Annotated in this window: 19 protein-coding genes and 1 pseudogene; 13 read left to right on the top strand and 7 right to left on the bottom strand. The window is 72.1% G+C overall.

Annotated elements, in window-relative coordinates; all coding sequences use genetic code 11:
• Positions 1-51: 51 nt before the first annotated feature.
• From AB0J04_RS27070 to AB0J04_RS27060, 3 genes are all read right to left on the bottom strand, one after another.
• Positions 52-2,289: a molybdopterin oxidoreductase family protein gene (locus AB0J04_RS27070; protein WP_363171153.1), complete on the bottom strand. Its 2,238-nt coding sequence runs from the start codon at positions 2,287-2,289 to the stop codon at positions 52-54.
• Between the two features lie 95 nt (positions 2,290-2,384).
• The gene (locus tag AB0J04_RS27065; RefSeq protein WP_363171152.1) at positions 2,385-3,002 is read right to left on the bottom strand and encodes a TetR/AcrR family transcriptional regulator; all 618 of its coding nucleotides are present in this window, start codon (positions 3,000-3,002) and stop codon (positions 2,385-2,387) included.
• A gap of 64 nt (positions 3,003-3,066) precedes the next feature.
• Positions 3,067-3,591, bottom strand: a complete 525-nt coding sequence (locus AB0J04_RS27060; RefSeq protein WP_363171151.1) for a hypothetical protein — start codon at positions 3,589-3,591, stop codon at positions 3,067-3,069.
• Between the two features lie 199 nt (positions 3,592-3,790).
• Between AB0J04_RS27060 and hmgA the strand changes: the two genes are divergently transcribed.
• The 4 genes and pseudogenes from hmgA to AB0J04_RS27040 form a co-directional block, all read left to right on the top strand.
• A complete protein-coding gene (hmgA, locus tag AB0J04_RS27055) occupies positions 3,791-5,137 on the top strand; it encodes a homogentisate 1,2-dioxygenase (protein ID WP_363171150.1) in 1,347 nt (448 codons plus the stop codon).
• 27 nt (positions 5,138-5,164) lie between these two features.
• Entirely contained in the window at positions 5,165-5,914 is a 750-nt protein-coding gene (locus AB0J04_RS27050; protein WP_363171149.1) for a GntR family transcriptional regulator, read from the top strand.
• Positions 5,915-5,939: 25 nt separating this feature from the next.
• Positions 5,940-7,100: a type ISP restriction/modification enzyme gene (locus AB0J04_RS27045; RefSeq protein WP_363171148.1), complete on the top strand. Its 1,161-nt coding sequence runs from the start codon at positions 5,940-5,942 to the stop codon at positions 7,098-7,100.
• A 31-nt stretch (positions 7,101-7,131) separates the two neighbouring features.
• Positions 7,132-7,341: pseudogene (locus AB0J04_RS27040) on the top strand (CoA transferase); the annotation flags it as partial.
• Between the two features lie 34 nt (positions 7,342-7,375).
• On the opposite strand, the gene AB0J04_RS27035 reads toward AB0J04_RS27040, so the two are convergent.
• The 3 genes from AB0J04_RS27035 to AB0J04_RS27025 form a co-directional block, all read right to left on the bottom strand.
• Positions 7,376-7,648: a hypothetical protein gene (locus AB0J04_RS27035; protein WP_351914273.1), complete on the bottom strand. Its 273-nt coding sequence runs from the start codon at positions 7,646-7,648 to the stop codon at positions 7,376-7,378.
• Positions 7,649-7,774: 126 nt separating this feature from the next.
• The gene (locus tag AB0J04_RS27030; protein ID WP_363171147.1) at positions 7,775-8,593 is read right to left on the bottom strand and encodes an anti-sigma factor; all 819 of its coding nucleotides are present in this window, start codon (positions 8,591-8,593) and stop codon (positions 7,775-7,777) included.
• A complete protein-coding gene (locus tag AB0J04_RS27025) occupies positions 8,590-9,132 on the bottom strand; it encodes a sigma-70 family RNA polymerase sigma factor (RefSeq protein ID WP_351914277.1) in 543 nt (180 codons plus the stop codon). The genes AB0J04_RS27030 and AB0J04_RS27025 overlap by 4 nt, the downstream gene beginning before the upstream one ends.
• 210 nt (positions 9,133-9,342) lie before the next feature.
• Here AB0J04_RS27025 and AB0J04_RS27020 point away from each other — a divergent pair, with 210 nt between their 5' ends.
• From AB0J04_RS27020 to AB0J04_RS27005, 4 genes are all read left to right on the top strand, one after another.
• Positions 9,343-10,851 (top strand): DUF4331 domain-containing protein, encoded by a 1,509-nt coding sequence (locus tag AB0J04_RS27020; protein ID WP_363171146.1) that lies wholly within the window; start codon positions 9,343-9,345, stop codon positions 10,849-10,851.
• 148 nt (positions 10,852-10,999) lie between these two features.
• The gene (locus AB0J04_RS27015; protein ID WP_363171145.1) at positions 11,000-12,664 is read left to right on the top strand and encodes a tetratricopeptide repeat protein; all 1,665 of its coding nucleotides are present in this window, start codon (positions 11,000-11,002) and stop codon (positions 12,662-12,664) included.
• Entirely contained in the window at positions 12,661-14,316 is a 1,656-nt protein-coding gene (locus AB0J04_RS27010) for a nickel transporter (RefSeq protein WP_363171144.1), read from the top strand. The genes AB0J04_RS27015 and AB0J04_RS27010 overlap by 4 nt, the downstream gene beginning before the upstream one ends.
• 60 nt (positions 14,317-14,376) lie before the next feature.
• Positions 14,377-16,017 carry a serine/threonine-protein kinase gene (locus tag AB0J04_RS27005; protein WP_363171143.1) on the top strand — a complete coding sequence of 547 codons (1,641 nt, stop codon included), beginning with the start codon at positions 14,377-14,379 and terminating at the stop codon, positions 16,015-16,017.
• Between the two features lie 4 nt (positions 16,018-16,021).
• On the opposite strand, the gene AB0J04_RS27000 is transcribed toward AB0J04_RS27005, so the two are convergent.
• Positions 16,022-16,828, bottom strand: a complete 807-nt coding sequence (locus AB0J04_RS27000; protein ID WP_363171142.1) for an SGNH/GDSL hydrolase family protein — start codon at positions 16,826-16,828, stop codon at positions 16,022-16,024.
• 312 nt (positions 16,829-17,140) lie between these two features.
• Between AB0J04_RS27000 and AB0J04_RS26995 the strand changes: the two genes are divergently transcribed.
• From AB0J04_RS26995 to AB0J04_RS26975, 5 genes are all read left to right on the top strand, one after another.
• The gene (locus AB0J04_RS26995; RefSeq protein ID WP_363171141.1) at positions 17,141-18,349 is read left to right on the top strand and encodes a S8 family peptidase; all 1,209 of its coding nucleotides are present in this window, start codon (positions 17,141-17,143) and stop codon (positions 18,347-18,349) included.
• 491 nt (positions 18,350-18,840) lie between these two features.
• On the top strand, positions 18,841-19,671 hold the full coding sequence (locus AB0J04_RS26990) for a glycosyltransferase family 2 protein (RefSeq protein WP_363171140.1): 831 nt from the start codon (positions 18,841-18,843) through the stop codon (positions 19,669-19,671).
• Positions 19,668-20,666 (top strand): glycosyltransferase family 2 protein, encoded by a 999-nt coding sequence (locus AB0J04_RS26985; protein WP_363171139.1) that lies wholly within the window; start codon positions 19,668-19,670, stop codon positions 20,664-20,666. The genes AB0J04_RS26990 and AB0J04_RS26985 overlap by 4 nt, the downstream gene beginning before the upstream one ends.
• Positions 20,663-21,448 carry a polysaccharide deacetylase family protein gene (locus AB0J04_RS26980; RefSeq protein WP_363171138.1) on the top strand — a complete coding sequence of 262 codons (786 nt, stop codon included), beginning with the start codon at positions 20,663-20,665 and terminating at the stop codon, positions 21,446-21,448. The genes AB0J04_RS26985 and AB0J04_RS26980 overlap by 4 nt, the downstream gene beginning before the upstream one ends.
• Positions 21,449-21,592: 144 nt before the next feature.
• Entirely contained in the window at positions 21,593-22,687 is a 1,095-nt protein-coding gene (locus AB0J04_RS26975; protein WP_363171137.1) for a DUF5925 domain-containing protein, read from the top strand.
• Positions 22,688-22,697 lie beyond the last annotated feature (10 nt).

The following is a 22,697-nucleotide window of genomic DNA, read 5'->3' as shown; positions in this document are numbered from 1 at the left end:
GTTGACGCGCGAGCAATAAGCGCAAAACTCCAGGTCACGGCTTTGCTCAGCTCAGAGGGCCACGACGGCGGCGCATTCCACCGGCACTCCGTTGAGGACCGCGTTGCCCGACAGGGGGTCGAGCAGGCTGCCGTCGAGGAGCTGGTTGACGTTGACGCCGGGGTCGACTGCGGCGTGGCTGAGCCGGGTGCCGGGGCGGTCGTGGCCCCAGCCGTGCGGCAGACTGACGACGCCCCGGCGCACGCCGTCGGTGACCTCGGCCGGCGCCGTGACCTCGCCTCCGGCGCCCTTGACCCGCACCGGCGCACCGTCGCGCACGCCGAGCCGTTCGGCGTCCTCCGGGTGGATGTGCAGGGTGCAGCGGTTGGTTCCGCCGGTGAGGGCGGGGACGTTGTGCATCCAGCTGTTGTTGGACCGCAGATGCCGTCGGCCGACGAGGACGAGGCCGTCCGGCTCCCGCCGCAGTCCTTCGCGCAGCCGCGGGAGATCGTCGACGATCGGCTGCGGCAGCAGCTCGACGCGCCCGCTGCGGGTCTTGAGCGGCTGGGGCAGGCGGGGGCGCAGCGGTCCGAGGTCGATGCCGTGCGGGGCGGCGAGCAGCCGCGCCAGGCCCAGTCCGTCCGGGCGGGCGCCGAAGCCGTCGCCGTAGGGGCCGAGGCGCAGCATCATGTCGAGGCGGCGCTCGGGGCCGCTCTCGCCGGTGAGCTGCGCCGCGAGCTCCTGGGGGTCGCGGCCGTGCACGGGCGAGTGCGCTTCCCGGACGGCCTTGCCGAGGGTCTGGCCGATGACCAGGTCGTCGACGGCGGACGGGTCGGCGCCGTGCATGCCGGTCGCGGCGAGGGTCAGCCGGGCGAGGATCTCGGTCTCGGCCATCCGACCCGGTTCCAGCGGGACGGCGGGACGGTTGTAGCGGACCTGGTTGCGGACGGCGAGGGTGTTGAAGGCGAAGTCGTGGTGCGGGCTCTGCGAGGGCGGCGGCGGGGGCAGTACGACGTCGGCGTGGCGGGAGGTCTCGTTCAGGTACGGGTCGACGCTGACCATGAAGTCGAGCGCGTCGAGCGCCTTGTCGAGCCGGTCGCCGTCCGGTGCGGAGAGCACCGGGTTGGCGGCGACGGCGACGAGCGCGCGGATCGGCTCGCCCTTTGGGGTCGCGGTGTCGATCTCCTCGGCGAGCGCGGAGAGCGGCAGCTCGCCCTTGGCCTCGGGGTGCCCGCTCACCCGTGAGTGCCAGCGGGCGAGCCGGAAGCCGTGGCCGGGGCCCGCCGGGCGGGGGGTGCGGTCGGTGGCGGCCTGCGGGAAGAGCGCGCCGCCGGGCCGGTCCAGGTTGCCGGTGAGGATGTTGAGGACGTCGACGAGCCAGCTGGCGAGGGTGCCGTAGGGGACCGTGCAGCTGCCGATGCGGCCGTAGACGGCGGCCGTGGGGGCGGCGGCGAGCTCACGGGCCAGGGTGCGGATGAGTCCGGCGTCCACGTCGCAGGCGGCGCTGACGGCCTCGGGGCTGAAGTCCCGTACGGCGTCGGCGAGTTCGTCGAGGCCCTCGATGTGCGGGGTCAACTCCCCCGGGTCGGCGAGGTGTTCCTCGAACAGCGTGTACGCCATCGCGGCGAGGAGCAGCGCGTCGGTGCCCGGCCGGATCGCGATGTGCCGGTCGGCGAGCTTCGCGGTGCGGGTGCGGCGCGGGTCGATGACCGTGAGGGCGCCGCCGCGCGCCTTGAGCGCCTTGAGCTTGCCGGGGAAGTCGGGGGCGGTGCACAGGCTCCCGTTGGATTCCAGGGGGTTGGCGCCGATGAGAAGGAGATGGTCGGTGTGGTCGAGGTCCGGCACGGGGATCGCGTTCGCATCGCCGAAGAGCAGTCCGCTGGAGACGTGCTTGGGCATCTGGTCGACGGTGGAGGCGGTGAAGAGGCTGCGGGTGCCGAGTCCGGCGATCAGGACGGTCGGGTAGAGCGCGCCGGCCATGGTGTGCACGTTGGGATTGCCGAGGACGATCCCGACGGCGTTCGCCCCGTACCGTTCGACGACCGGCCGGATCCCGGCGGCCACGGCGTCGAAGGCCTCCTCCCAGGTGGCTTCGCGCAGCTCGCCGTCCCGGCGCACGAGGGGCGTCCGGAGCCGGTCGGGATCTCCGTCGACGGCGCCGAAGGAGGCGCCCTTGGGGCAGATGAAGCCCTTGCTGAAGACGTCCTCCCGGTCGCCGCGGGCGCCGGTGACCTTCGTCCCCTCGATGGTGAGCGTCAGCCCGCAGGTGGCCTCGCACAGGGGACAGATTCGCAGGGCGGTGCGGGACACGGGTCCTCCTGGAACGCGGCGACAACGATGACGCACGGACTGCACCCGAGCATACCGACCGGTACGGAGGGAGGGGAGGGTCTCGGGGCGACCGCTCAGTCCAGCACGCGCGCCAGATACGAGCGCAGCAGCACGCGCGTCTCGTCGATCACCTTGGCGTCGCCCTCCGGATCCACCCGGAAGGCCAGGTGGACGAGGGTGTCCGCCGTCTCCACGGCGATCAGGAAGGTGCGGCGCAGGTCCTCGTCGGGCGCACGGACGAGATAGTCCGAGAGCAGGACGGTGAGCCGGTCGGCGACGCGGTGGTTGGGCTCGGCGTGCCGGGCGCCGACCGGGATCTGGTTGCCGAAGTCGACGAGGGAGAACCCGGGCGCGGTGCGCTTCATGGCCAGGTACTCGTCCAGCACCGCGTCCATGGCGGCCCGCCAGTCGCCCCGGCGGGCCCCCTTCAGCCGCTCGGTGACCCGCTCGGAGTAGCGTTCGAGGTTGCGCTGCGCGAGCGCGTCGGCCATCTGCCGCTTGTTGCCGAAGAACCGGTAGACGGAGCCGATGGGCACGCCGGCGCGCTCGGCGACGGCCCGGGTGCTCAGGGCGTCGTAGCCGACCTCGTCCAGCAGGTCGGCGCACGCGTCGAGGATCCGGGTCAGCCGTTCGGCACTGCGCCGCTGCACGGGCGCACGACGCAGAGATGTCGCTTGGGGCACGGACTTCATGATGCCTTTCCGCCGCGGCCAGGTGAACCTCGCCCCCGGATACGGAGAAAGATTCCCGGTTCGCTCAACTCTCGGGCTCCGACGCCGTGACATCCGCCGTGCTCTGCACCGGCTTGCCGTCCACCGCCCACACCGTGCCGTCGTCCGCGTACAGCCGGGCGGTGACCTCGTGCGTGCCGTGCGGGAGGTAGCCGGCCGGGATGCGGTAGCCCGGGGTGCGCAGGTCGGCGACCGGCTGGTCGTCCACGAAGAGCCGGGCGATGCCCTCGCCGTGGACCGCCCGCGCCTTCGCCCCGGCGGTGGCCGTGAACCGGAAGTTCTCCACCTTCAGACGGACGTCCCAGCTGCCGTCCGCCTCGGGCTCCACCTCTACGCCGACCTCGGGCGCCCCCTTCTTCGCCACCTCACGGTAATGCCGGCCTTCGCCGTCCGTGTCCTTCAGGACCTTGCCCACGGGCGAGGGGGAGACCGACGCCTCGGTCGTCGCCTTCGGCCCCTCATGGGCGTCACTGGTGCCACAGCCCGCGGATCCGGTCAGCAGCAGGACACAGACCGCGGCCACGGCAAGGCTTCCGCGCGTCCACGACATGCGGGGGAGCGTAGAACAACCGACCGACACGCGGATCCCCCTGGGGTCTGGTTCCGGCCGTCTTGATCGTCCTCCATGAGGAGGACTGCCGCATCTCTTGCACCCGGGAAAACGCAATCCTACGGTGATACACAGGAATCAGGGATCAGGGATCAGGGATCAGGGATCAGGGCGCGAGAGCCGAGAGAGCGGGGCGAGCATGAGCAGCGGGGACGCACGCAAGACGGCCGAGGGGTTGGCCTACCTCTCGGGGTTCGGGAACGAGCACGCCTCGGAGGCCGTCCCGGGCGCCCTGCCCGACGGCCGCAACTCGCCGCAGCGCGCCCCCCTCGGCCTCTACGCGGAGCAGCTCAGCGGTGCCGCGTTCACCGAGCCGCGCGCGCACAACCGCCGCTCATGGCTGTACCGGATCCGCCCGTCGGCCGCGCACCCGGCGTTCACCCGCGTCGAGGACGGCGCGATCCGCACCGGCCCCTTCGCCCAGACCGTCCCCGACCCCAACCGGCTGCGCTGGAACCCGCTGCCCGAGCCGCCCGCGGGCACCGACTTCCTGGCCGGCCTGTGGACGCTGGGCGGCAACGGCGACGCCGCCCAGCGCACCGGCATGGCCGTGCACCTCTACCACGCGAACACGTCCATGGAGCGCGTCTTCGGCGACGCCGACGGCGAGCTGCTGATCGTCCCCGAGCGGGGCGGGCTGCTGCTGCGCACGGAGTTCGGGCTGCTGCACGCCGAGCCCGGCGAGGTGGCGCTGATCCCGCGCGGGGTCCGCTTCCGCGTCGACCTGCTGGACGCCGCAGCCCGCGGTTACGTCTGCGAGAACTACGGCGCCCCCTTCCGTCTCCCCGACCTCGGCCCGATCGGCGCCAACGGCCTCGCCAACCCCCGCGACTTCCGGGCGCCCCGCGCCGCGTACGAGGACGTCGAGGGCCCGGTGCAGGTGGTCAACAAGTTCTGCGGCCACCTCTGGGGCACGACGTACGACCACTCCCCGCTGGACGTGGTCGCCTGGCACGGCACCCATGTGCCGTACGTCTACGACCTGCGCCGCTTCAACGTCGTCGGGACCGTCTCCTACGACCACCCCGACCCGTCGATCTTCACGGTGCTGACGTCCCCGACCGACACCCCGGGCCTGGCCGGCGTCGACTTCGTGGTCTTCGCCCCGCGCTGGCTGGTGGGCGAGGACACCTTCCGGCCGCCGTACTTCCACCGGAACGTGATGAGCGAGTACATGGGCCTGATCGAGGGCGCGTACGACGCGAAGGCGGAGGGCTTCGTGCCGGGCGGCGGCTCGCTGCACAACATGATGTCCGCGCACGGCCCCGACCGGGAGACGTTCGACCGGGCGAGCGCCGCCGAGCTGAAGCCGCAGAAGATCGACGACGGACTGGCGTTCATGTTCGAGACGCGCTGGCCCATCGTCCTCACCCCGCACGCGGCCGACGCGGACTGTCTGCAACAGGGCTACGACGACGTGTGGCAGGGCCTCGAACGCCACTTCCGCCCGGCCGGTCCCGCCCCGGCCGACGGCACATTGCACTGAACGTTGCCGACCGGTACGGATAGCCCCGTGACCTCCTTCGCCCCGGACTCGATCGTCCTCACCCGCAAGCTGCCGCTCTGGTACCAGGTGTCGCAGTCGCTGCGCGCCTCGATACTCGGCCGCTCACCCCGGGACCCGCTCCGGCTGCCCACCGAGGAGCAGTTGGCGGGGCACTACGGGGTGAGCGTGCTGACCATGCGACAGGCGCTGAAGGAGCTGGAGGACGAGGGGCTGATCACCCGGCACCGCCGCCGCGGCACGTTCATCGAGCCGACCGCGCAGCGCGGCGCCCCGGTCCGGCTGCTCGGCTCGGTCGACGCGATCGTGGCCCAGCAGTCCGGCATGGCGACGGAGCTCCTCGACCACGGCCGGGCGCCCGTCCCCGCCGAGGTCGCCGAGCACTTCCCGGATCTGGCCGAGGTGGCCACGTACCACCGGCTCAGAAGCGACGAGGAGACGGGCGAGCCGACCAACCACGCCCGCAACTACGTCCGTCCGGAGCTCGCCGCCCGGATCGACCCCGACGACCTCGTGCGCTGGCCCATGACGAAGGTGCTGCGGGACGTCGTGGGCGCGGACATCAGCCGGATCACGGACACCGTCGAGGCACGGCTGGCGGACCCGGAGACGGCCCAGCTGCTCCGGGTGCCGCTGCTGAGCCCGATCCTGCACTACACCGGCGTCACCTACGACACGGGCGGCCGGGTCCTCGACGCGGCCGTCATCCACTACCGGGGCGACCGCTTCTCCTTCACGGTCACGCTCGACGCGACCTGACCGGCCGGATGCGAGCCGTCGTACCATGCCCAGCGTGACGCCCGACGACGCTCCGCCGCTGGCGGACCTCATGCCGTGGTCCGTCGCACCGCCGCGGCTCGGCCGGGGGTGGCCGACGGACCCCGATCCGGCTTCCCTGAAAGCCCGGTGGGACGCCCTGATGAAGGCCGAGGGGCCGGATCGCGAGGCCCTGTTCGAGCCGACGCGCTCCCGCACCCTGCACACGGCGGTGGGGCAGCTGCCCGGCCGGTCCGGCGGCACGGAGAAGCTGGTCCGCGCCTCGGGCCCCGGGCCGGAGCCGGTGCGGGTGCTGGCGGCGCCCTTCGACGAACAGTGGCTCATCCCCGACCACCGCCTGATCGACGCGGCCCGCCCGGAGCTGTGGCGGGTGGCGGACGACGCGCAGGTGTTCGTGGTCGAGACCCCGGACACGCCGGGGCGGCCGCTCCTGGCGACCTCGCTGCTCCCGCTCCTGCGCCCGGGCCGGATCCGCCCGCTGTACCGGCGGCCGGGCGGCCGGGAGCCGAACCTGGCGCCGGGCCTGCCGGCGTTTCTCAGCAGCCTGGGCCACTCCCCCGATCCGGTGGACTTCCTGGCCTGGACGCTGACGGCCGTCCGCCCCGGTCTCACCGTCCCCCTCACCCGGGACCCCGAACTCTGGGCGCGCGGCGTCGAGACGGGCCACCGCGCCCTGTGGCTGCTGCGCCGGCACGGCGAGCGCCCCAAACTCCCCGGCGGCCGCCGGCCCTACGTCCGCGCCCCGCTCCCGGCCCGCCCCCTCACCCTGCTGTACGACCGGGACGAGGAGACCCTGCACCTGGACGAGGGCCGCGTCTCCCCCGTCCCGCCCGAGGCCTGGGACTTCGGGACGGGGCCGGGCGGCCGGGTGCTGGAGCAGTGGTTCGCGGCGCGGACGGCCGAGCACGCCGAGCCGGGCACCCTGGCCGCGATCCGCCCGACGGCCTGGCAGCAGCCGTGGACCTCCGAACTGCTGGAGCTCATCACGGTGTTGGCGCTGCTGGCGGAAGTCGGCGAGCGACAGGCGGAGTTGAAGATGACGGACCCGGTCACGGCGGCGGAGCTGCGCGCGGCGGGCGTCCTCCCGGTCCCGGACGCGGCCCGCCACCCGGCGACGGTCCTGGACCACCACGAGGAGGGCCCCGAGGGCCAGTTCGCCTTGCTCTAGCGCCGCTCGAGCGTCCACGGCAGGAACCTGGGCCCGCTGCCGCTGGAGGGCCACCGGCAGCGGGGGGACGCCGGTCGGGCCGCTGCGGGCGGTGCTGCCCCCATCACGCTGCCGGGCGGAGCGGAGACGCAGGTGGGGAGACGTTCCCGCGCTCGGGGAACACACCGAAGCAGTGCTGCATGCCGTGGGGATGACGGACGACGAGATCGCAGCGCTGCGCCGGGACGGTGTGGCCGCCTGAACGCGGGATCAGTACACGGAAACGTGCCGGCCGGTCAGTGCTTGCCGCCGAACAGCGTGCGGCGCAGCCGGCGCAGGGGGGCGAAGAGCGAGACGCGGCTCATGCGCGCCGTCCTCGAGCTGTGGTCGCGCACGGGCTCACGCGCGGTCAGCTCCCGCATGAGCGAGGTCGCCTCGACCGTCTCCCGCTGCGGTATGGCGGGGCCCGCCAGCACCGAGAGATGGCGGTCCAGGCGCGAACTGGTCGCGCTGCTCCCGCAAGTGATCGCTGGGACCCTCGCCCTGCTGTGCATCGTTATCTGTTCCATGTCACTCCCCACCCGTACGAGTCCACCCGGCCCGGGCAGGGTAACCCTATCGCCCCGTCGCGGCACGCGTGTATCGAGCTCACAGGATTCACCTTCCCCGTAAGGGGGTTGACGACCCCTCTCCGATCACTCTCCGAATCCAACCGATTTCAGGGTGAGTTGGACAACCGGCTGCGTGGTGGGCTGCGGCGACCCTCCGTCGGGCTCGACGGTCACAGCGAGTGATGTCGCCGCCTTGTCGAGGCCGGTCGCGACCAGAGGCGTGGCGCCGTCGAAGAGCCCGAGGGAGCGTGGTTGCGCGTTGGGGCGCATGAGCCACAGCTGATGCACCTGCCCGGTGGGCAGGTCGCCGTATCCGCTCAAGGTGACGATCGCCTCCCCCTCCGATGCGGAAGCGATCACTCCGATATTTCTGCCCTGCGCGTCCTTCCCACCGCTCGCCCGCGCGTCCGGAGCTGCGAGAACGTGGGCGATCTCACGCGCCTGGGCGCGCTCCGCGGTCAGCTGGTCCTGGGTCCGGTTGGCCTGGACCGCGAAAAGCCCGGCGACGACGAGAGCCGCCGCGGCGGTGGCCGTCGCGAACGGCACGAAGAACGGGCGGCGCGCGCGGGGCGTACGGGAGCGTCCCGGCGGCGGCTGCGCGCCCCAGACGTGCGGCGGCAGTTGCGGCTCATGCTCCCGAACCTGCGCACGGGCGTGCTCCTGCGGAGTCCGCTGCACGGCGGCCAGCACCCGGTCGCGCATCGCGGCCGGCGGCGGGGCGGCGGCGGACCAGGCGAGCCGGACGGCGTCCTCGGCCATCGCCCGCACCTCGGCGGCGCAACGGTCGCAGCCCTTCAGGTGCTTCTCGAAGCGGCGGCGTTCGTCGCCCTCCAACGCGTCGAGCGCATAGGGGGCGGCCAGCGAGTGCAGGTCCTCGCGGCGGAACAGACCGAGCACACTCATGCGGCACCTCCCAGGCAGTCGCGCAGTCGCGTGAGCCCGTCACGCATCCGCGTCTTCACCGTACCCAGCGGGAGCTTGAGCCGGTCGGCCACCTCACGGTAGGTGTAGCCGTCGTAGTAGGCGAGGGTGACGGACTGGCGCTGAAGCGCCGTCAGCCGGTCGAGGCAGCGGCGGACCCACTCACGCTCCAGGCCGGCCTCGACCTCCTCCGTCACCTGGTCGAAGGCGGGGTCGTGGTAGCGCCGGGCCTCGCGCTGCTCGCGGTCGACGGCCGCACGGGCGCTGCGCACCCGGTCGACGGCGCGCCGGTGCGCGAGGGTGAGGATCCAGGAGAGGGCGCTGCCCCGGCTCGGGTCGAAGCGGCCGGCGGAGCGCCATGCCTCCAGGAGCACCTCCTGGGCGACCTCCTCCGACTGCGCGGGATCCCTGACGACCCGTCGCACGAGCCCGAACACCGGCCCGGACACCAGTCCGTAGAGCTGTTCGAATGCCTGCTGGTCGCCTCCCGCCACGAGCACCAGCAGCTCGTCCGCCTCCATGCGGTTCCCCTCTCTGCGGCCGCCGCAGCCGGGCCGCCCCGTCACACCAGGCATTCGCAACGAACACACCTCCGGATGGGGGGTACGGATCAGAAGGCCGAAAACGCGGGTGAGCAGGAAAGAAAAAGTTTTTTGGTTTCGACCAATCCGAACCCACCCTTCGCTCCGTATCACTGTCCGTCAGGCAAGTTGGCACAGAGGACGGACGGCATGACAGCTATCTCCACGAGCGGCAACGGACGCAAGAGCGTCGCGACCCTTATATGCGGCGCGTTGGCCGCCGGAGGGCTCGCAGCCGCCGGCGTCGCCACGCTGGGGCCGGGGGCGGCATACGCCTCCAGCCACCGTGAGGCCCCTCTCATCTCCGGCACGCCGCAGTACGACAACACGGACCTGTACGCCTTCGTCAGCCCGGACCACGCGGACACGACGACGATCGTCGCCAACTGGATCCCGTTCGAGGAGCCGGCCGGCGGCCCCAACTTCTTCCCCTTCGCCGAGGACGCCCAGTACGACCTCAACATCGACAACAACGGTGACGCGAAGGAAGACCTGATCTTCCGCTACACCTTCAAGACGCATACGAAGAACAAGAAGACCTTCCTCTACAACACCGGCGTCGTCGAGAGCCTGGACGACCCCGACCTGAACATCACGCAGACGTACGACCTCGAGCTCATCAAGTTGAAGAAGGGGAAGGTCGAGCACGAGACCAAGCTCGCGGACGATGTGCCGGTGGCGCCGTCCAACGTGGGCAAGGCCTCGATGCCGAACTACAAGAAGCTGCGCGACGAGGCGATCTACAAGCTCTCCAGCGGCGCCAAGACCTTCGCGGGCCAGGCCGACGACCCGTTCTTCCTCGACCTGCGCGTCTTCGACCTGCTGTACGGCGGCGACCTCTCCGAGGTCGGCAACGACACGCTCAAGGGCTACAACGTCAACTCGATCGCGCTTCAGATCCCGAGCGACATGATCGCGGAGTCGGAGCACCAGCCGATCGTCGGCATCTGGTCGACCACCCAGCGCGAGAACGCCAAGGGCAAGTACGAGCAGGTCTCCCGCCTGGGCATGCCGCTGGTCAACGAGGTCGTCAACCCGATCAAGGACAAGGACAAGTTCAACGCGTCCGAGCCCAAGGACGACGCCCAGTTCCTGAAGAACGTCACCAACCCCGAGCTGCCGAAGCTCATCGAGGCGATCTACAAGATCAAGGCGCCGGCCGAGCCGCGCAACGACCTCGTCGACGTGTTCCTGAAGGGCGTCAAGGACCTCAACCAGCCGCCCTACGTGACGCCGTCCGAGGAACTGCGCCTCAACACCTCCATCAAGCCGGCCGCCAGCCCCAAGCGGCTCGGCGTCCTCGACGGTGACACCGCGGGCTTCCCGAACGGGCGCCGTCTCACCGACGACGTGATCGACGCCTCGCTGCAGGTCGTCGAGGGCGAACTGCTCGGCGCGAAGAACGACCTGGGCGACGCGGTCGACAAGAACGACAAGGAATTCGAGAAGGCCTTCCCCTACGTGGCCCTGCCCACCGAGGGTTCGCGCGGCGCGACCGCCAAGACCGACGCGGCCACCCGCAGCCAGCTCGGTGACGCGCTCACCGGCTCGACCAGCGACACCACCCTCATCGCCTCGTCCGCCGGCGCCGGCGCCGCGGGCATCCTCCTCATCGGCGGCGGCCTGATGTGGTGGCGCGGGCGGCGGCGGGCCTACTAGGCCCTCCCCTGAGCGGGCCGGGGAGAATCCTGCGCTCCCCGGCCTTGCCCCACCGACTGGCGCGGCCCGCGTACTCATCCCCCACGGCGCGGGCCGCGCCACCCTCACATCAGCAGGCTGATCAACCCCAGGCGACCTAGGAGAGGGCATGTCCGCGCGGACGAACGACGGCCGGCCGGAACACGAGGACGACTCCGTCACGCAGCACGCGACCGAGCCACAGGCCGATTCGGCGAAGCCCGCAGAGGCCGCGGACGCGGAAGCCTCCGGGAGCGTGAGCACGGAGATCGCCGGGGCCGCGGACGGAGCGGCCGAAGACGCCGCAGTCGCAGAGGCCGCGAGGGCGGCGGCCCGGGCGGACGTCGAGAGCACGGAATCCGGTGCCGACTCGGACGCCGAAGCCGCTGCGGCCGACGCAGACACCGCCGCTGACGCTGACGACGAGCGCATCGCCGCCGTTCGCCGGGTGGGCGCCGCGGGCCGCCGCTGGCGTGGGGTGCAACTCGGGGCGTGTGCCGCCATGTTGGCCGTGGCACTCACCGCCGGGGCGATCGCGCTCGGCGCGGTGCGGGACGGACAGAACGTGCCCGTGGTGAACGCCGCGGCGGTCTCCCCCGGACTGCTCGCCGGCGGTGACCTCGACTCCAGCATCACCGCGCTCCAGGCCCATCTCCGCGTCCAGCCCCGGGACTTCGGCGGCTGGGCCACCCTCGGACTCGCCTACGTCGAGCAGGCCCGCACCAAGGGCGACCCCTCCCGGTACCCGCAGGCCGAGCAGGCCCTGAAGCGCTCCCTCTCCGTGCGCTCCGACAACGACCAGGCCCTCGCCGGCCAGGCCGCCCTCGCCGCCGCCCGCCACGACTTCGCAGGCGCCCTCCGGCTCGCCGACCGGGCGCTGAAGCTGAACCCGTACAACGAACGCGCCCTGTGCTCCCGCATCGACGCCCTCGTCGAACTCGGCCGCTACGACGACGCCGAGGCGGCCGTCGACACGGCCGACGACCGACGCCCGGGCGTACCGGTGTTCACCCGCTACGCGTACGTGCACGAACTGCGCGGCGACGTCGCCACCGCCCGCCGGGTCCTGGACAAGGCGCTCGCCTCGTCGACCTCCCCCGGCGACATCGCCTACGTCGCCGGCCAGCTCGGCCAACTCGCCTGGAACCAGGGCGACTACGAGACCGCGCTCACCCACTACGCCCGCGCGCTCGCCGCCGACGAGAACTACCTCCCCGCACTGGAGGGCCGCGCCCGCGCCCAGGCGGCCTCCGGTCGGCAGGCCGAGGCCATCAAGGGGTTGGAGCTCATCGTCGCCCGCTATCCGCTGCCCGGCCCGCTCGTCGAGCTCGGCGAGCTGTACGAGGCCCGGGGCGGCCCGGGCGACAAGGCGAAGGCCGCGGACCAGTACGCCCTCGTCGACGCGTGGACGGCCATCGCCCGGGCCAACGGCGTCAACGCCGACCTCGACACCGCGCTCGCCGCCGCCGACCACGGCGACAAGGCGACGGCGCTGCGCGCGGCCCGCGACGACTGGTCCCGCCGGCACACCGTGCACACGGCGGACGCCCTCGCCTGGGCCCTGCACGTCAACGGCAAGGACGCCGAGGCCCTCCCCTACGCCCGGCAGGCCACCGCCACCGGCTACCGCAACGCGTCCTTCCTCTACCACCGCGGTGTGATCGAGAAGGCCACCGGTCACCCCGCCGACGCCCGTACCCACCTCTCCGCCGCCCTGAAGCTGAACCCCGGCTTCTCTCCGCTGGGCTCCGGCGCGGCCCGTACGGCACTCAAGACGCTGGAGGCGAGCAAGTGATTTCCCGTCGTCTGCTCGCCTCCTGCGCGGCCGTGTTCACGGCCGGCTGCGCGCTCGTGCTGGTTCCTTCCACCAGCGCGAGCGCGCACCCCCTCGGCAACTTCACCGTCAACCGCTACGACGGTCTCGTCGCCGCTCCCGGACAGCTCCGCGTCGACCACGTCGAGGACCTCGCCGAGATCCCGGCGACCCAGGCCAAGCCGGACCTCGAACGGCTCGGGATGACCGAGTGGGCCCGGCAGCGGTGCGCGACGGCCGCGAGCGGCAGCAAGCTCACCGTCGACGGCCGTACCGTCACCCTCACGGCGGGCACGAGCAAGGCCACGGTGCGTCCGGGTCAGGCCGGGCTCGACACCCTGCGCGTCGAGTGCCGGCTGACCGCGCCGCTCCCCGACGAGGAGTCGATCACCGTCGGCTTCCACAGCGAGGGCGCCTCCACCGGCCCCGGCTGGCGGGAGATCACCGCGCGCGGCGACCGGATGACGCTCACCGACTCCGATGTGCCGGAGAAGTCGGTCTCGGGCGAACTGACCAGCTACCCCCAGGAGTTGCTCTCCTCCCCCGCGGACACCGTGACCGCGTCCGTGCGGGTCCGGCCCGGCGGCGCGGCCCTCGTCGAGGAGGACCGGGACGCTCCGGCCGCCTCCGTGCTGCCGCGCGGCGCCGACCGCTGGACCCGGGCCCTGGACCACCTGGTGGCCCGGCAGGACCTCACCGTCGGCTTCGCCGCGCTGGCGCTGCTGATCGCCGTCTTCCTCGGCGCGATGCACGCGGTCGCGCCGGGCCACGGCAAGACCATCATGGCCGCGACGGCCGCCGCCCGGGGCGGCAAGGCCCGGATGAAGGACGTCCTCCCGCTCGCCGCCTCCGTCACGATCACGCACACGCTGGGCGTCGTCGCCCTCGGCCTGCTCGTGACCGCCGGTTCGGCCGCCGCGCCCTCGGTGATCGCCTGGCTGGGTCTGGCGAGCGGCGCGCTGGTGCTCTTCGCGGGCGCGACCCTCGCCCTGCGGGCCTGGCGCGGCCGCGGCCCGGACACCCCGCACGGCCACACCCACCCGCACCCGCACCCTCATCCCCATGACCACCCCCACGAGCCGGCCAAGACCCCCGACCGTCAACTCGCCCTGGTCGGCGCCCCCACCCCGCACACCCATTCCCATCACGACCACGACCCCAGCCACGACCATGACCACGGGCACGGGCACGGGCACAGTCACGACCACGATCACCACGACCACGACCACGACAACGGCCGTACCCACACCCACACCCACGGCGGTCGCACCCACACCCACACCGTCGCCCCCACGCTGCGCGGCACGATCCTGCTCGGTTTCGCCGGCGGCATGGTCCCCAGTCCGTCCGCCGTGGTCGTCCTGGTCGGCGCCGCCGCCCTCGGGCAGGCCTGGTTCGGGCTGCTGCTCGTCGTCGCGTACGGCGTCGGGCTCGCGCTGACCCTCACCGCCGCCGGGTTCGCCGTCGTCAGGCTGGGCACGCAGGCGACCCGCCTGCTGGACCGTCAGCCGCGCTGGACGACCCACCCGGCAGTGACGCTCGTCCGGCGCAATGTGCCCCTGTGGTCGGCGTTCCTCGTCGTGGCCCTCGGCGCGGGACTCGTGCTCAAGGGGGCCGCATCCGTACTCGGCTGAGCTACGTTTGTGGGGTTGCGGAGGTTTTCGCCCGGATACGAAGAGCGAAATGGGGGCGCGGTGTCCGAAGAACCGGGCAGTGAACGTCTGATCGCGGGCCGCTACCGGCTGCTGACCCCGCTCGGCGAGGGCGGTATGGGCGTCGTCTGGCGAGCCCGTGACGAGGTGCTGCACCGCGAGGTGGCCATCAAGGAGGTGCGCGCCCCGGCGGGGCTGCCGACCTCGGACGTCGAGCGGATGTACGCCCGTCTGGAGCGCGAGGCCTGGGCCGCGGCCCGGGTCGCGAACCGGAACGTCGTGACGGTGTACGACGTGGCCCAGCAGGACGGCCGGCCGTGGATCGTCATGGAGATCGTGCGCGGGATCTCCCTCGCCGAGCTGCTGGACTCGGAGGGGCCGCTCGAACCGGCCCGGGTCGCGCACATCGGGGCCGAGGTGCTGTCCGCGCTGCGGGCGGCGCACGAGGCCGGGGTGCTGCACCGGGACGTCAAGCCGGCGAACGTGCTGATGTCGAACGACGGCCGGGTGGTGCTCACCGACTTCGGCATCGCGACCGTCGAGGGCACCTCGGCGCTGACCATGACCGGCGAGGTCATCGGCTCCCCCGAGTTCCTCGCGCCGGAGCGCGCGCTGGGGCGTACGCCGGGGCCCGAGTCGGACCTGTGGTCGCTGGGCGTGCTGCTGTACGCGGCGGTCGAGGGCAACTCCCCCTTCCGGTACGACACTCCGCTGAGCACACTGCGCGCGATCGTGGACGAGGAGCTGCCGCCGCCGCACCGGGCCGGGCCGCTCGCGCCCGTCATCGAGGGCCTGCTGCGCAAGGATCCGGCCGAGCGGCTGCCCGCCGACCGGGCCGAGCAGGATCTGCGGATGATCGCCGCGGGCGGCGACCCGCGGGCGGACACGACGCGCGTCGCGCCGTACACGCCGTATCCGCCGACGGTCGCGACCCCCGCCGAGCCGCTGCGCCCCGGGCCGCCGACTCCCACCCCGTCCCAGCCACAGCAGCCCTGGGCGACCACCCCTACGGGCTCCCCGCCGGGCTCCCCGACGACCTCCACGTCGTCGCGGCCGGATCGCAACCGGCGTGCGGGCGTGGTCCTCATCGCGGGCGTGGTGGCGGTGGCGCTGGCGGTCGCCGGGCTGACGTACGGGCTGCTGAACCGCGACGACGGCGGCGGAGCCGGTACCGGTGGGGTCACCAACAGCAGTACGGACAGCGTGAGTTCGCCTGAGACGCAGCCGTCGACGACCGAGGAGACCGGCGAGCCGTCGAGCCCCGAGCCGAGCGAGAGCGAGAGCTCGAAGGCCCCGGAGCAGACCGTGGCGGTCACCGTCAGCGGCGCGAACACGGACTACTCCGGCGACTGTCCGCCGACCGACGAGGACGCGCCCACGTTCACCGCGACGATCAAGGTGGGGCAGCTGCCCGCGACGGTGTCCTACCGCTGGGTGTCGAAGGACGGCGAGCTCTCCGGGCAGACCTGGAAGACGCTCGAGTTCCCGTCGGGCGGGGGCAGGTCCAAGACGGACAAGGTGATCCTGTCGACGTACGCGGAGAGCGGGACGTACCAGAACGCGATCGGCGTCGAGGTGCGCGATCCGGTGAAGGTGACGTCCAACTCGGTGCCGTTCTCGGTCACTTGTGAGACGGAGGCCCCGCCGGACGGAGCCTCCCCCTCCTCCTCGCCGTCGGAGTGACGGCTCAGGCGGCGCTGTTCAGGACCGGCAGGTAGCCACCCGACTGACCGGATGCGGTCGGGTGGTAGGACTCGCCGATGTTCAGCCAGTTGAGGCTGTGCAGCCAGGAGCTGCCGGAGCAGATCTCATGGCCGGCGAACGGGGTGCGGACGTCGCCGAAGGCGAACCCGTGGGCCGCGGCGCGCTTGGCGACGGCGGTGTCGAGGTAGTCGGCCGCACTGTTGATGGCGGAGCGCTTGGTCTCGGACAGGCCCAGGCAGACCGTGCCGAGCCGGTAGAAGCGGGGGTAGCCGATGACGACCACGTGCGCGTTGGGCGCCTTGGCGCTGATCGCCGAGTAGACGGTGTCGAGTTTCCCGGGGAGCGTCGAGTCGACGTAGGCCCGGGCCGTGCCGATGCGGGACAGGCAGGTGCTGTCGGAGCCGGTGACGCAGGTCGTCATGACGTCGGCGAAGCCCGCGTCGTTGCCGCCGACGGTGACGGAGACGAGTCCGGTGGAGGAGTTCAGACCGCCGAGCTGGTTCGCCAGAACGTCACCCGTCCGGGCGCCCGAGCAGGCCGCGAAGGTGAACGAGGCCGGTGCGTGGGCGGCGTTCCAGAGGTACGGGAACGCCTTGGTGCTGCGCTTGCAGTCGCCGCTGGAGCTGATGTAGCCGCCCGCGCCGACGCCGGAGGAGTAGGAGTCGCCGAGCGCCACGTAGCCGCCGGTCGCGGCGAGCGGGGACGCCTGTGCCGCGGTCGCCCCGGTGAGGGCTGCGCCGACGGCGAGGAGGAGTGAGCTGACGAATGCGACAAGTCGGGAACGTCTCATGGAACCTCCCTTTAGCAGGATCTCTGCCACAACCGTGGTAGCAACTACGCGTGTTGACGGGAAGTGTTCATGCCAAGACTTTTCGATGCCTACCGGGATCGTTCAGTGCCCGTTTTCGCTCACCTCGTTACGTGCACATGTCAATGTTGTTGACAACCTTTCAACTCCCTTGTCTTTGCCCGCAGATGACGGAAGCTTTACCTCGGTCGAGAACGGAACGCGACGTTCGAGGCCGTGTGCGCAACCGCGCGCACTCCCCCACAGCGTGCGCCCCACCCAGGCGTACGCGGCCCAGAGGAGGACTCCCTCGTCATGGCACAACTGCGTAGCGACAAGGTCCGGATAACCGCCGCCGCCGCCGCGGCTGCCGCCGCCCTCGTCGGCGGGCTCACCGCGCTCCCCGCCCAGGCCGCCCCGGCCCAGGGCACGGTGCTCGCGGCCGGCTCCCCCACCGCCGTCAAGGACAGCTACATCGTCACCCTGAAGTCGCAGGCGGGCTTCAAAGCGTCGTCGGCGACCGGCAAGGACCTCATCGAGGAGTACGGCGGCACGGTGAAGAAGACCTTCACCTCCGCGCTGAACGGCTACACCGCCACCCTCTCCGCCACCGAGGCGAGGAGACTGGCCGCGGACCCGGCGGTGGCCGCCGTCGAGCAGAACCAGACCGTCCGACTGGCCGACACCACGCAGTCGAGCGCCCCCTGGGGCCTGGACCGCGTCGACCAGAGCGCGCTCCCGCTGTCCGGCACGTACACCTACCCGGACACCGCGGGCGGCGGCGTCACGGCGTACGTCATCGACACCGGCGTGCGCATCACCCACTCCCAGATCAGCGGCCGCGCCGCCTACGGCTACGACGCCGTCGACGGCGACACCACCGCCTCCGACGGCAACGGCCACGGCACCCACGTGGCCACCACGATCGCGGGCTCCACCTACGGCGTCGCCAAGAAGGCGAACATCGTGGCGGTGCGGGTGCTGAACAACGCCGGTTCCGGCACCACCGCCGGCGTGATCGCGGGCATCGACTGGGTGACGGCGAACCACTCCGGCCCCTCGGTCGCCAACATGTCCCTCGGCGGCTCCGCCTCCGCCTCGCTGGACACCGCGGTCGCCAACTCCATCGCCAGCGGGGTGACCTACGCGGTCGCGGCGGGCAACAGCGCGGCCAACGCCTCCTCGTACTCCCCGGCCCGCGTCGCCAGCGCGATCACTGTCGGCGCCACCACCAGCACCGACGCCAGGGCCAGCTACTCCAACTACGGCTCGGTCCTGGACGTCTTCGCCCCCGGCTCCTCCATCACGGCCGGCTGGTACACCAGCGACACCGCGACGAACACCATCTCGGGGACGTCGATGGCGACCCCGCACGTCGCGGGCGCGGCGGCGGTCTATCTGGCGGGCCACACCTCGGCCACCCCGGCCCAGGTCGCCACGGCCCTGACCGGAGGCGCCACCACCGGCGTGGTCACCAGCCCGGGCACCGGCTCCCCCAACCGGCTGCTGAAGATCGTCCCGTAACGCCTGCGCGGCACCGAAACAGCCGTTCCCCGGAGGGCCCCACACCTCCGGGGAACGCTTTTTTCTCACACCTCCGACAGGACACACCATTGTGTAACGGTCAAACGAACAAAATCGTCAGAGGACCGCCAAGGGCTTGCCATCCGGGCGTAATCATCAATACCGTCATACATCTCACTCGCAGCGGACCGTCGACAACGGCTCCAGGGGAGGGCTCAGGGACCGCGACGGCATCCGGGGCGAGAGCGCGGTAGGGGGGTGCCGAGCTCGGTGGCCACTTCAGGCGACCGGGCCGTGCCGCGCGGTCGGCTGCCGTCTTTTCGCCGGTAGTCGGTCAGCTTTGCCAGCTCACCGGTGTGCGCGGAGATCACTCCGGCATGCGGCGGCGAACCAGTCCGCCATGGGTGAGAAACCAACCCCCCTTTCGAACCGGACGTGGATTCGGGCCGCCCACAGGGGCGGGCGGCCCACCGGACGAGAGGGACAGACTCATGAGTTCCGTTCTGCAGCCGGCGACATCGGGCCAGGATCTCGACAGCCCGTCGATCGTCGGCAAGTACCGGCCCATCTCCTCTTACCTGGCCATCGCGCCACCGGTGAGCGTGGTCATCCCTGCGATGAACGAGGCCGAGAACCTTCCGTACGTCTTCAAAACCCTGCCGGCCTGGATCCACGAAGTGGTCCTGGTCGACGGCAACTCCACCGACGACACCGTCGAGGTCGCACGCGAACTGTGGCCCGGCGTCAAGGTCGTCGACCAGCAGGGCCGAGGCAAGGGCGACGCCCTGATCACCGGCTTCGAGGCGTGCACCGGCGACATCATCGTGATGGTCGACGCGGACGGCTCGGCCGACGGCAACGAGATCGTCAGCTTTGTCTCCGCCCTCGTCTCGGGCGCGGACTTCGCCAAGGGCTCCCGCTTCGCCAACGGCGGCGGCACCGACGACATGACCTTCATCCGCCGGCTCGGCAACGCGGTCCTGTGCGCCATCGTCAACCGCAAGTTCGGCGCCCGCTACACCGACCTGTGCTACGGCTACAACGCGTTCTGGCGGCACTGCCTGGACAAGATCGAGCTGGACTGCACCGGCTTCGAGATCGAGACCCTGATCAACATCCGGGTCGTCAAGGCCGGCCTGAAGGTGCAGGAGATACCCAGCCACGAGTACCTGCGCATCCACGGCGTCAGCAACCTGCGCGCCGTCCGCGACGGGCTGCGCGTGCTGCGGGTCATCCTCAAGGAGCGGTCCAACCGGCGTGCGCTGCGCCGGCTGACCCGCCGCTCGCCGATGCTCGACTCGGTCCGGGGAGAGCTGTCTTGAGCACGATCGACGTCTCCGTCGTCATCTGCGTGTACACCGAGGACCGCTGGGAGGACATCCTCGCGGCGGTCGCCTCGGTGCAGGCCCAGACCCACCCGGCCCTGGAGACCCTGGTCGTCGTCGACCACAACCCGACCCTCCTGGACCGGCTGCGCAGCGAGTACAAGGAGACCGACGACGTGCGGGTGCTGCCCAACGCGGGCCCGCGCGGACTGTCGGCCGGCCGCAACACCGGCATCGCCGCCTCGCACGGCGAGGTCATCGCCTTCCTCGACGACGACGCCGTCGCCGAACGGGACTGGCTGCGCCGGTTCGCCGACCCGTACTCCGACCCCCGGGTGCTCGCCGTGGGCGGCCGGGCGGTGCCCGTCTGGTCCTCCGGCCGGCGGCCCGACTGGTTCCCCGAGGAGTTCGACTGGGTGGTGGGCTGCTCCTACCGCGGGCTGCCGCCCGGCCGGGTCCGGGTGCGCAACATCCTCGGCGGCAACGCCTCGTTCCGGCGCACCGCGTTCGACTCCGTGGGCGGCTTCGCCACCGGCATCGGACGTGACGGCAACAAGCGTCCGATGGGCGGCGAGGAGACGGACCTGTGCATCCGGCTCACGCACGCGAGACCCGAGGCCATCCTGCTCATGGACGACCGCGCGGTGATCCACCACAAGGTGCCCGAAGCGCGCGAGCACTTCGGCTACTTCCGCACGCGCACCTACGCCGAAGGCCTGTCCAAGGCGCTCGTCGCCCGCAGCGTCGGCGTCGACAAGGGCCTGGAGTCCGAACGCCGGTACGCCACCCGGGTGTTGCCGGCCGGAGTCCTGCGCGGACTGCGCGACCAACTGCTGGCCCGGCGCGGCGGAGCCCGGCGGGCGGGCGCGATCGTCGCCGGGGTGCTGACCGCGGCCGGCGGGTACGCGGTCGGCAGCATGCGGGCGCGGCGGCAGGGGACGACGTTCGCCGTGGTGCCGATCACCGTGGACGAAGTGGAGCGGGCCGCATGACCGAGGCGCGCGTGCCGATCCTCATGTACCACTCGGTCGCCGCCGAACCGAACGACGCCACCCGCACGCTCTCGGTCGCGCCCGAGGCGTTCGCCGAACAGCTGGCGGTGATCGCGGAGCGGGGCCTGACCCCGTTGACCACCGCCGATCTGGCGGCCCGCTGGCGGTCCGGCCGGCCGCTGCCGGGCCGCCCGGTCCTGATCACCTTCGACGACGGCTACGAGGGCGTGCACCGGCACGCCCTCCCGGCGCTGGCGGGACACGGGTTCCCGGCCACCCTGTTCGTCTCCACCGGCTGGATCCGGGGCGCCCATGACACCGGCGGCGGTCTGGACACCATGCTGGACTGGCGGCAGGTGCGCGAACTGGCGGACGCGGGCGTGGAGATCGGCGGCCACAGCCACACCCACCCACAGCTCGACCAGCTCGACGACGACCGGCTGCGCGCCGAGCTGACCCGCTGCCGGGACATCGTCGCCGGCGAACTGGGCGCCCTGCCCCTGTCGTTCGCCTACCCGTACGGCTACTCCAGCCGCCGGGTGCGGACCGCGGTGCGCGAACACGGGTTCGCCCAGGCACTCGCCGTGGGCAACTCCCTCGCCCGCCGCGCCCAGGGGCCGTTCGCCCTGCGGCGGGTGACGGTACGACGGGCCACGGACGCCGCGGAGTTCGAACGACTGCTCGACGGTCGGGCGATCGCCCGCACGTTCGCCCGGGACCGGGCTCTCACCAAGGGGTACGCGATGGTCCGCAGGACCCGGCAACTCCAGCGGCTGGTCTGAGGGGTGGCCCCGGCGGAGCCCGTCGGGGCCACTCACGACAGGCCGGACCGAACCGACACAGCCGGCACATGCGACACACCCGACACACCGCGCGCACTACGGAAACCGGGTGCAGAGGGCGTCCTCGTGCCGGATCATGGCGGCATGTCCGTACAGCCACACGACGCACTGCCGATCCGGCTCACCGTCGACGACTCCGACTCCCCGTCCGACGTCGTCGACGCGCTGTTCCTCGGCCGCTTCGCGACGGGCGAGCAGCCGTACTCGCACGCGGCGAACATCGACCGCGTGCGCTCCGGCGCGACCCTGCTGCCGGCGCACGCCCGCGTGCTGCGCGTCGCTCGCGACGAGGACCGCAGCGCCACCCTGGCCGAGGGCGACGGCTGGACGCTGCTGATCTCCCGCTGGAACCGCGGCGCCGACGTCACGGTCACGGCGACCACCGCCGAACTGGCCGCACAGGTGCTCGACGAGGCCACGGACGGCGCGGCGGACGAGCCCGAGCCCCAGCCGGAGAACGTGACCATGGGCTTCTGGTACGTCTCCCCGCGGCGCGGCCCGCACCGCACCACCCGCCAGATCTCCGCGGGCACCTGGGACGAGGTGCGCACCAACTACACCGCCCCCGTCGCCGACGCGATGGACCACCTGATGGGGACGACCCCGCAGGACATCGCGGGCCGGCTGCTCCTGCTGCACGGCCCGCCCGGCACCGGCAAGACCTCCGCGCTGCGCACGCTGGCCCGGTCCTGGCGGGAGTGGTGCCAGGTGGACTGCGTCCTGGACCCCGAGCGGCTCTTCTCCGACGTCGGCTATCTGATGGACATCGCGATCGGCGAGGAGGACGGCACGGGCAAGGGCCGCTGGCGGCTGCTGCTCCTGGAGGACTGCGACGAGCTGATCCGCGGCGAGGCCAAGCACACCGCGGGCCAGGCCCTGTCCCGGCTGCTGAACCTCACCGACGGCCTCCTCGGCCAGGGCCGCAACGTGCTGGTCGGGGTCACCACCAACGAGGACCTGGAGCGCCTGCACCCCGCCGTCGTGCGCCCCGGCCGCTGTCTGGCCCGGATCGAGATCGGCCCGCTGACCCGGCGGGAGGCGGTGGACTGGCTGGGCACCGAGGAGGGCGTCGGCCGCGAGGGCGCCACCCTGGCCGAGCTGTACGCACTGCGCCGGGGCGTCTCCCCCACCTCGCTGCCGGAGCCGCGGGGCGGGGCGGACGCGGGGCTGTACCTCTGAGTCGGCTCCC

It is taken from the genome of Streptomyces sp. NPDC050263, from assembly GCF_040655955.1.
In the GTDB taxonomy this organism is placed as follows: domain Bacteria; phylum Actinomycetota; class Actinomycetes; order Streptomycetales; family Streptomycetaceae; genus Streptomyces.
This window is presented reverse-complemented; position numbering and strand designations above follow the sequence as displayed.

Coding starts and splice junctions, on each gene's coding strand:
- AB0J04_RS27065 (WP_363171152.1), bottom strand. CDS start 3,002: ATGAAGTCCGTGCCCCAAGCGACATCTCTGCGTCGTGCGCCCGTGCAG.
- AB0J04_RS27060 (WP_363171151.1), bottom strand. CDS start 3,591: ATGTCGTGGACGCGCGGAAGCCTTGCCGTGGCCGCGGTCTGTGTCCTG.
- hmgA (WP_363171150.1), top strand. CDS start 3,791: ATGAGCAGCGGGGACGCACGCAAGACGGCCGAGGGGTTGGCCTACCTC.
- AB0J04_RS27045 (WP_363171148.1), top strand. CDS start 5,940: ATGCCCAGCGTGACGCCCGACGACGCTCCGCCGCTGGCGGACCTCATG.
- AB0J04_RS27035 (WP_351914273.1), bottom strand. CDS start 7,648: ATGGAACAGATAACGATGCACAGCAGGGCGAGGGTCCCAGCGATCACT.
- AB0J04_RS27030 (WP_363171147.1), bottom strand. CDS start 8,593: ATGAGTGTGCTCGGTCTGTTCCGCCGCGAGGACCTGCACTCGCTGGCC.
- AB0J04_RS27025 (WP_351914277.1), bottom strand. CDS start 9,132: ATGGAGGCGGACGAGCTGCTGGTGCTCGTGGCGGGAGGCGACCAGCAG.
- AB0J04_RS27020 (WP_363171146.1), top strand. CDS start 9,343: ATGACAGCTATCTCCACGAGCGGCAACGGACGCAAGAGCGTCGCGACC.
- AB0J04_RS27015 (WP_363171145.1), top strand. CDS start 11,000: ATGTCCGCGCGGACGAACGACGGCCGGCCGGAACACGAGGACGACTCC.
- AB0J04_RS27000 (WP_363171142.1), bottom strand. CDS start 16,828: ATGAGACGTTCCCGACTTGTCGCATTCGTCAGCTCACTCCTCCTCGCC.
- AB0J04_RS26995 (WP_363171141.1), top strand. CDS start 17,141: ATGGCACAACTGCGTAGCGACAAGGTCCGGATAACCGCCGCCGCCGCC.
- AB0J04_RS26990 (WP_363171140.1), top strand. CDS start 18,841: ATGAGTTCCGTTCTGCAGCCGGCGACATCGGGCCAGGATCTCGACAGC.
- AB0J04_RS26980 (WP_363171138.1), top strand. CDS start 20,663: ATGACCGAGGCGCGCGTGCCGATCCTCATGTACCACTCGGTCGCCGCC.
- AB0J04_RS26975 (WP_363171137.1), top strand. CDS start 21,593: ATGTCCGTACAGCCACACGACGCACTGCCGATCCGGCTCACCGTCGAC.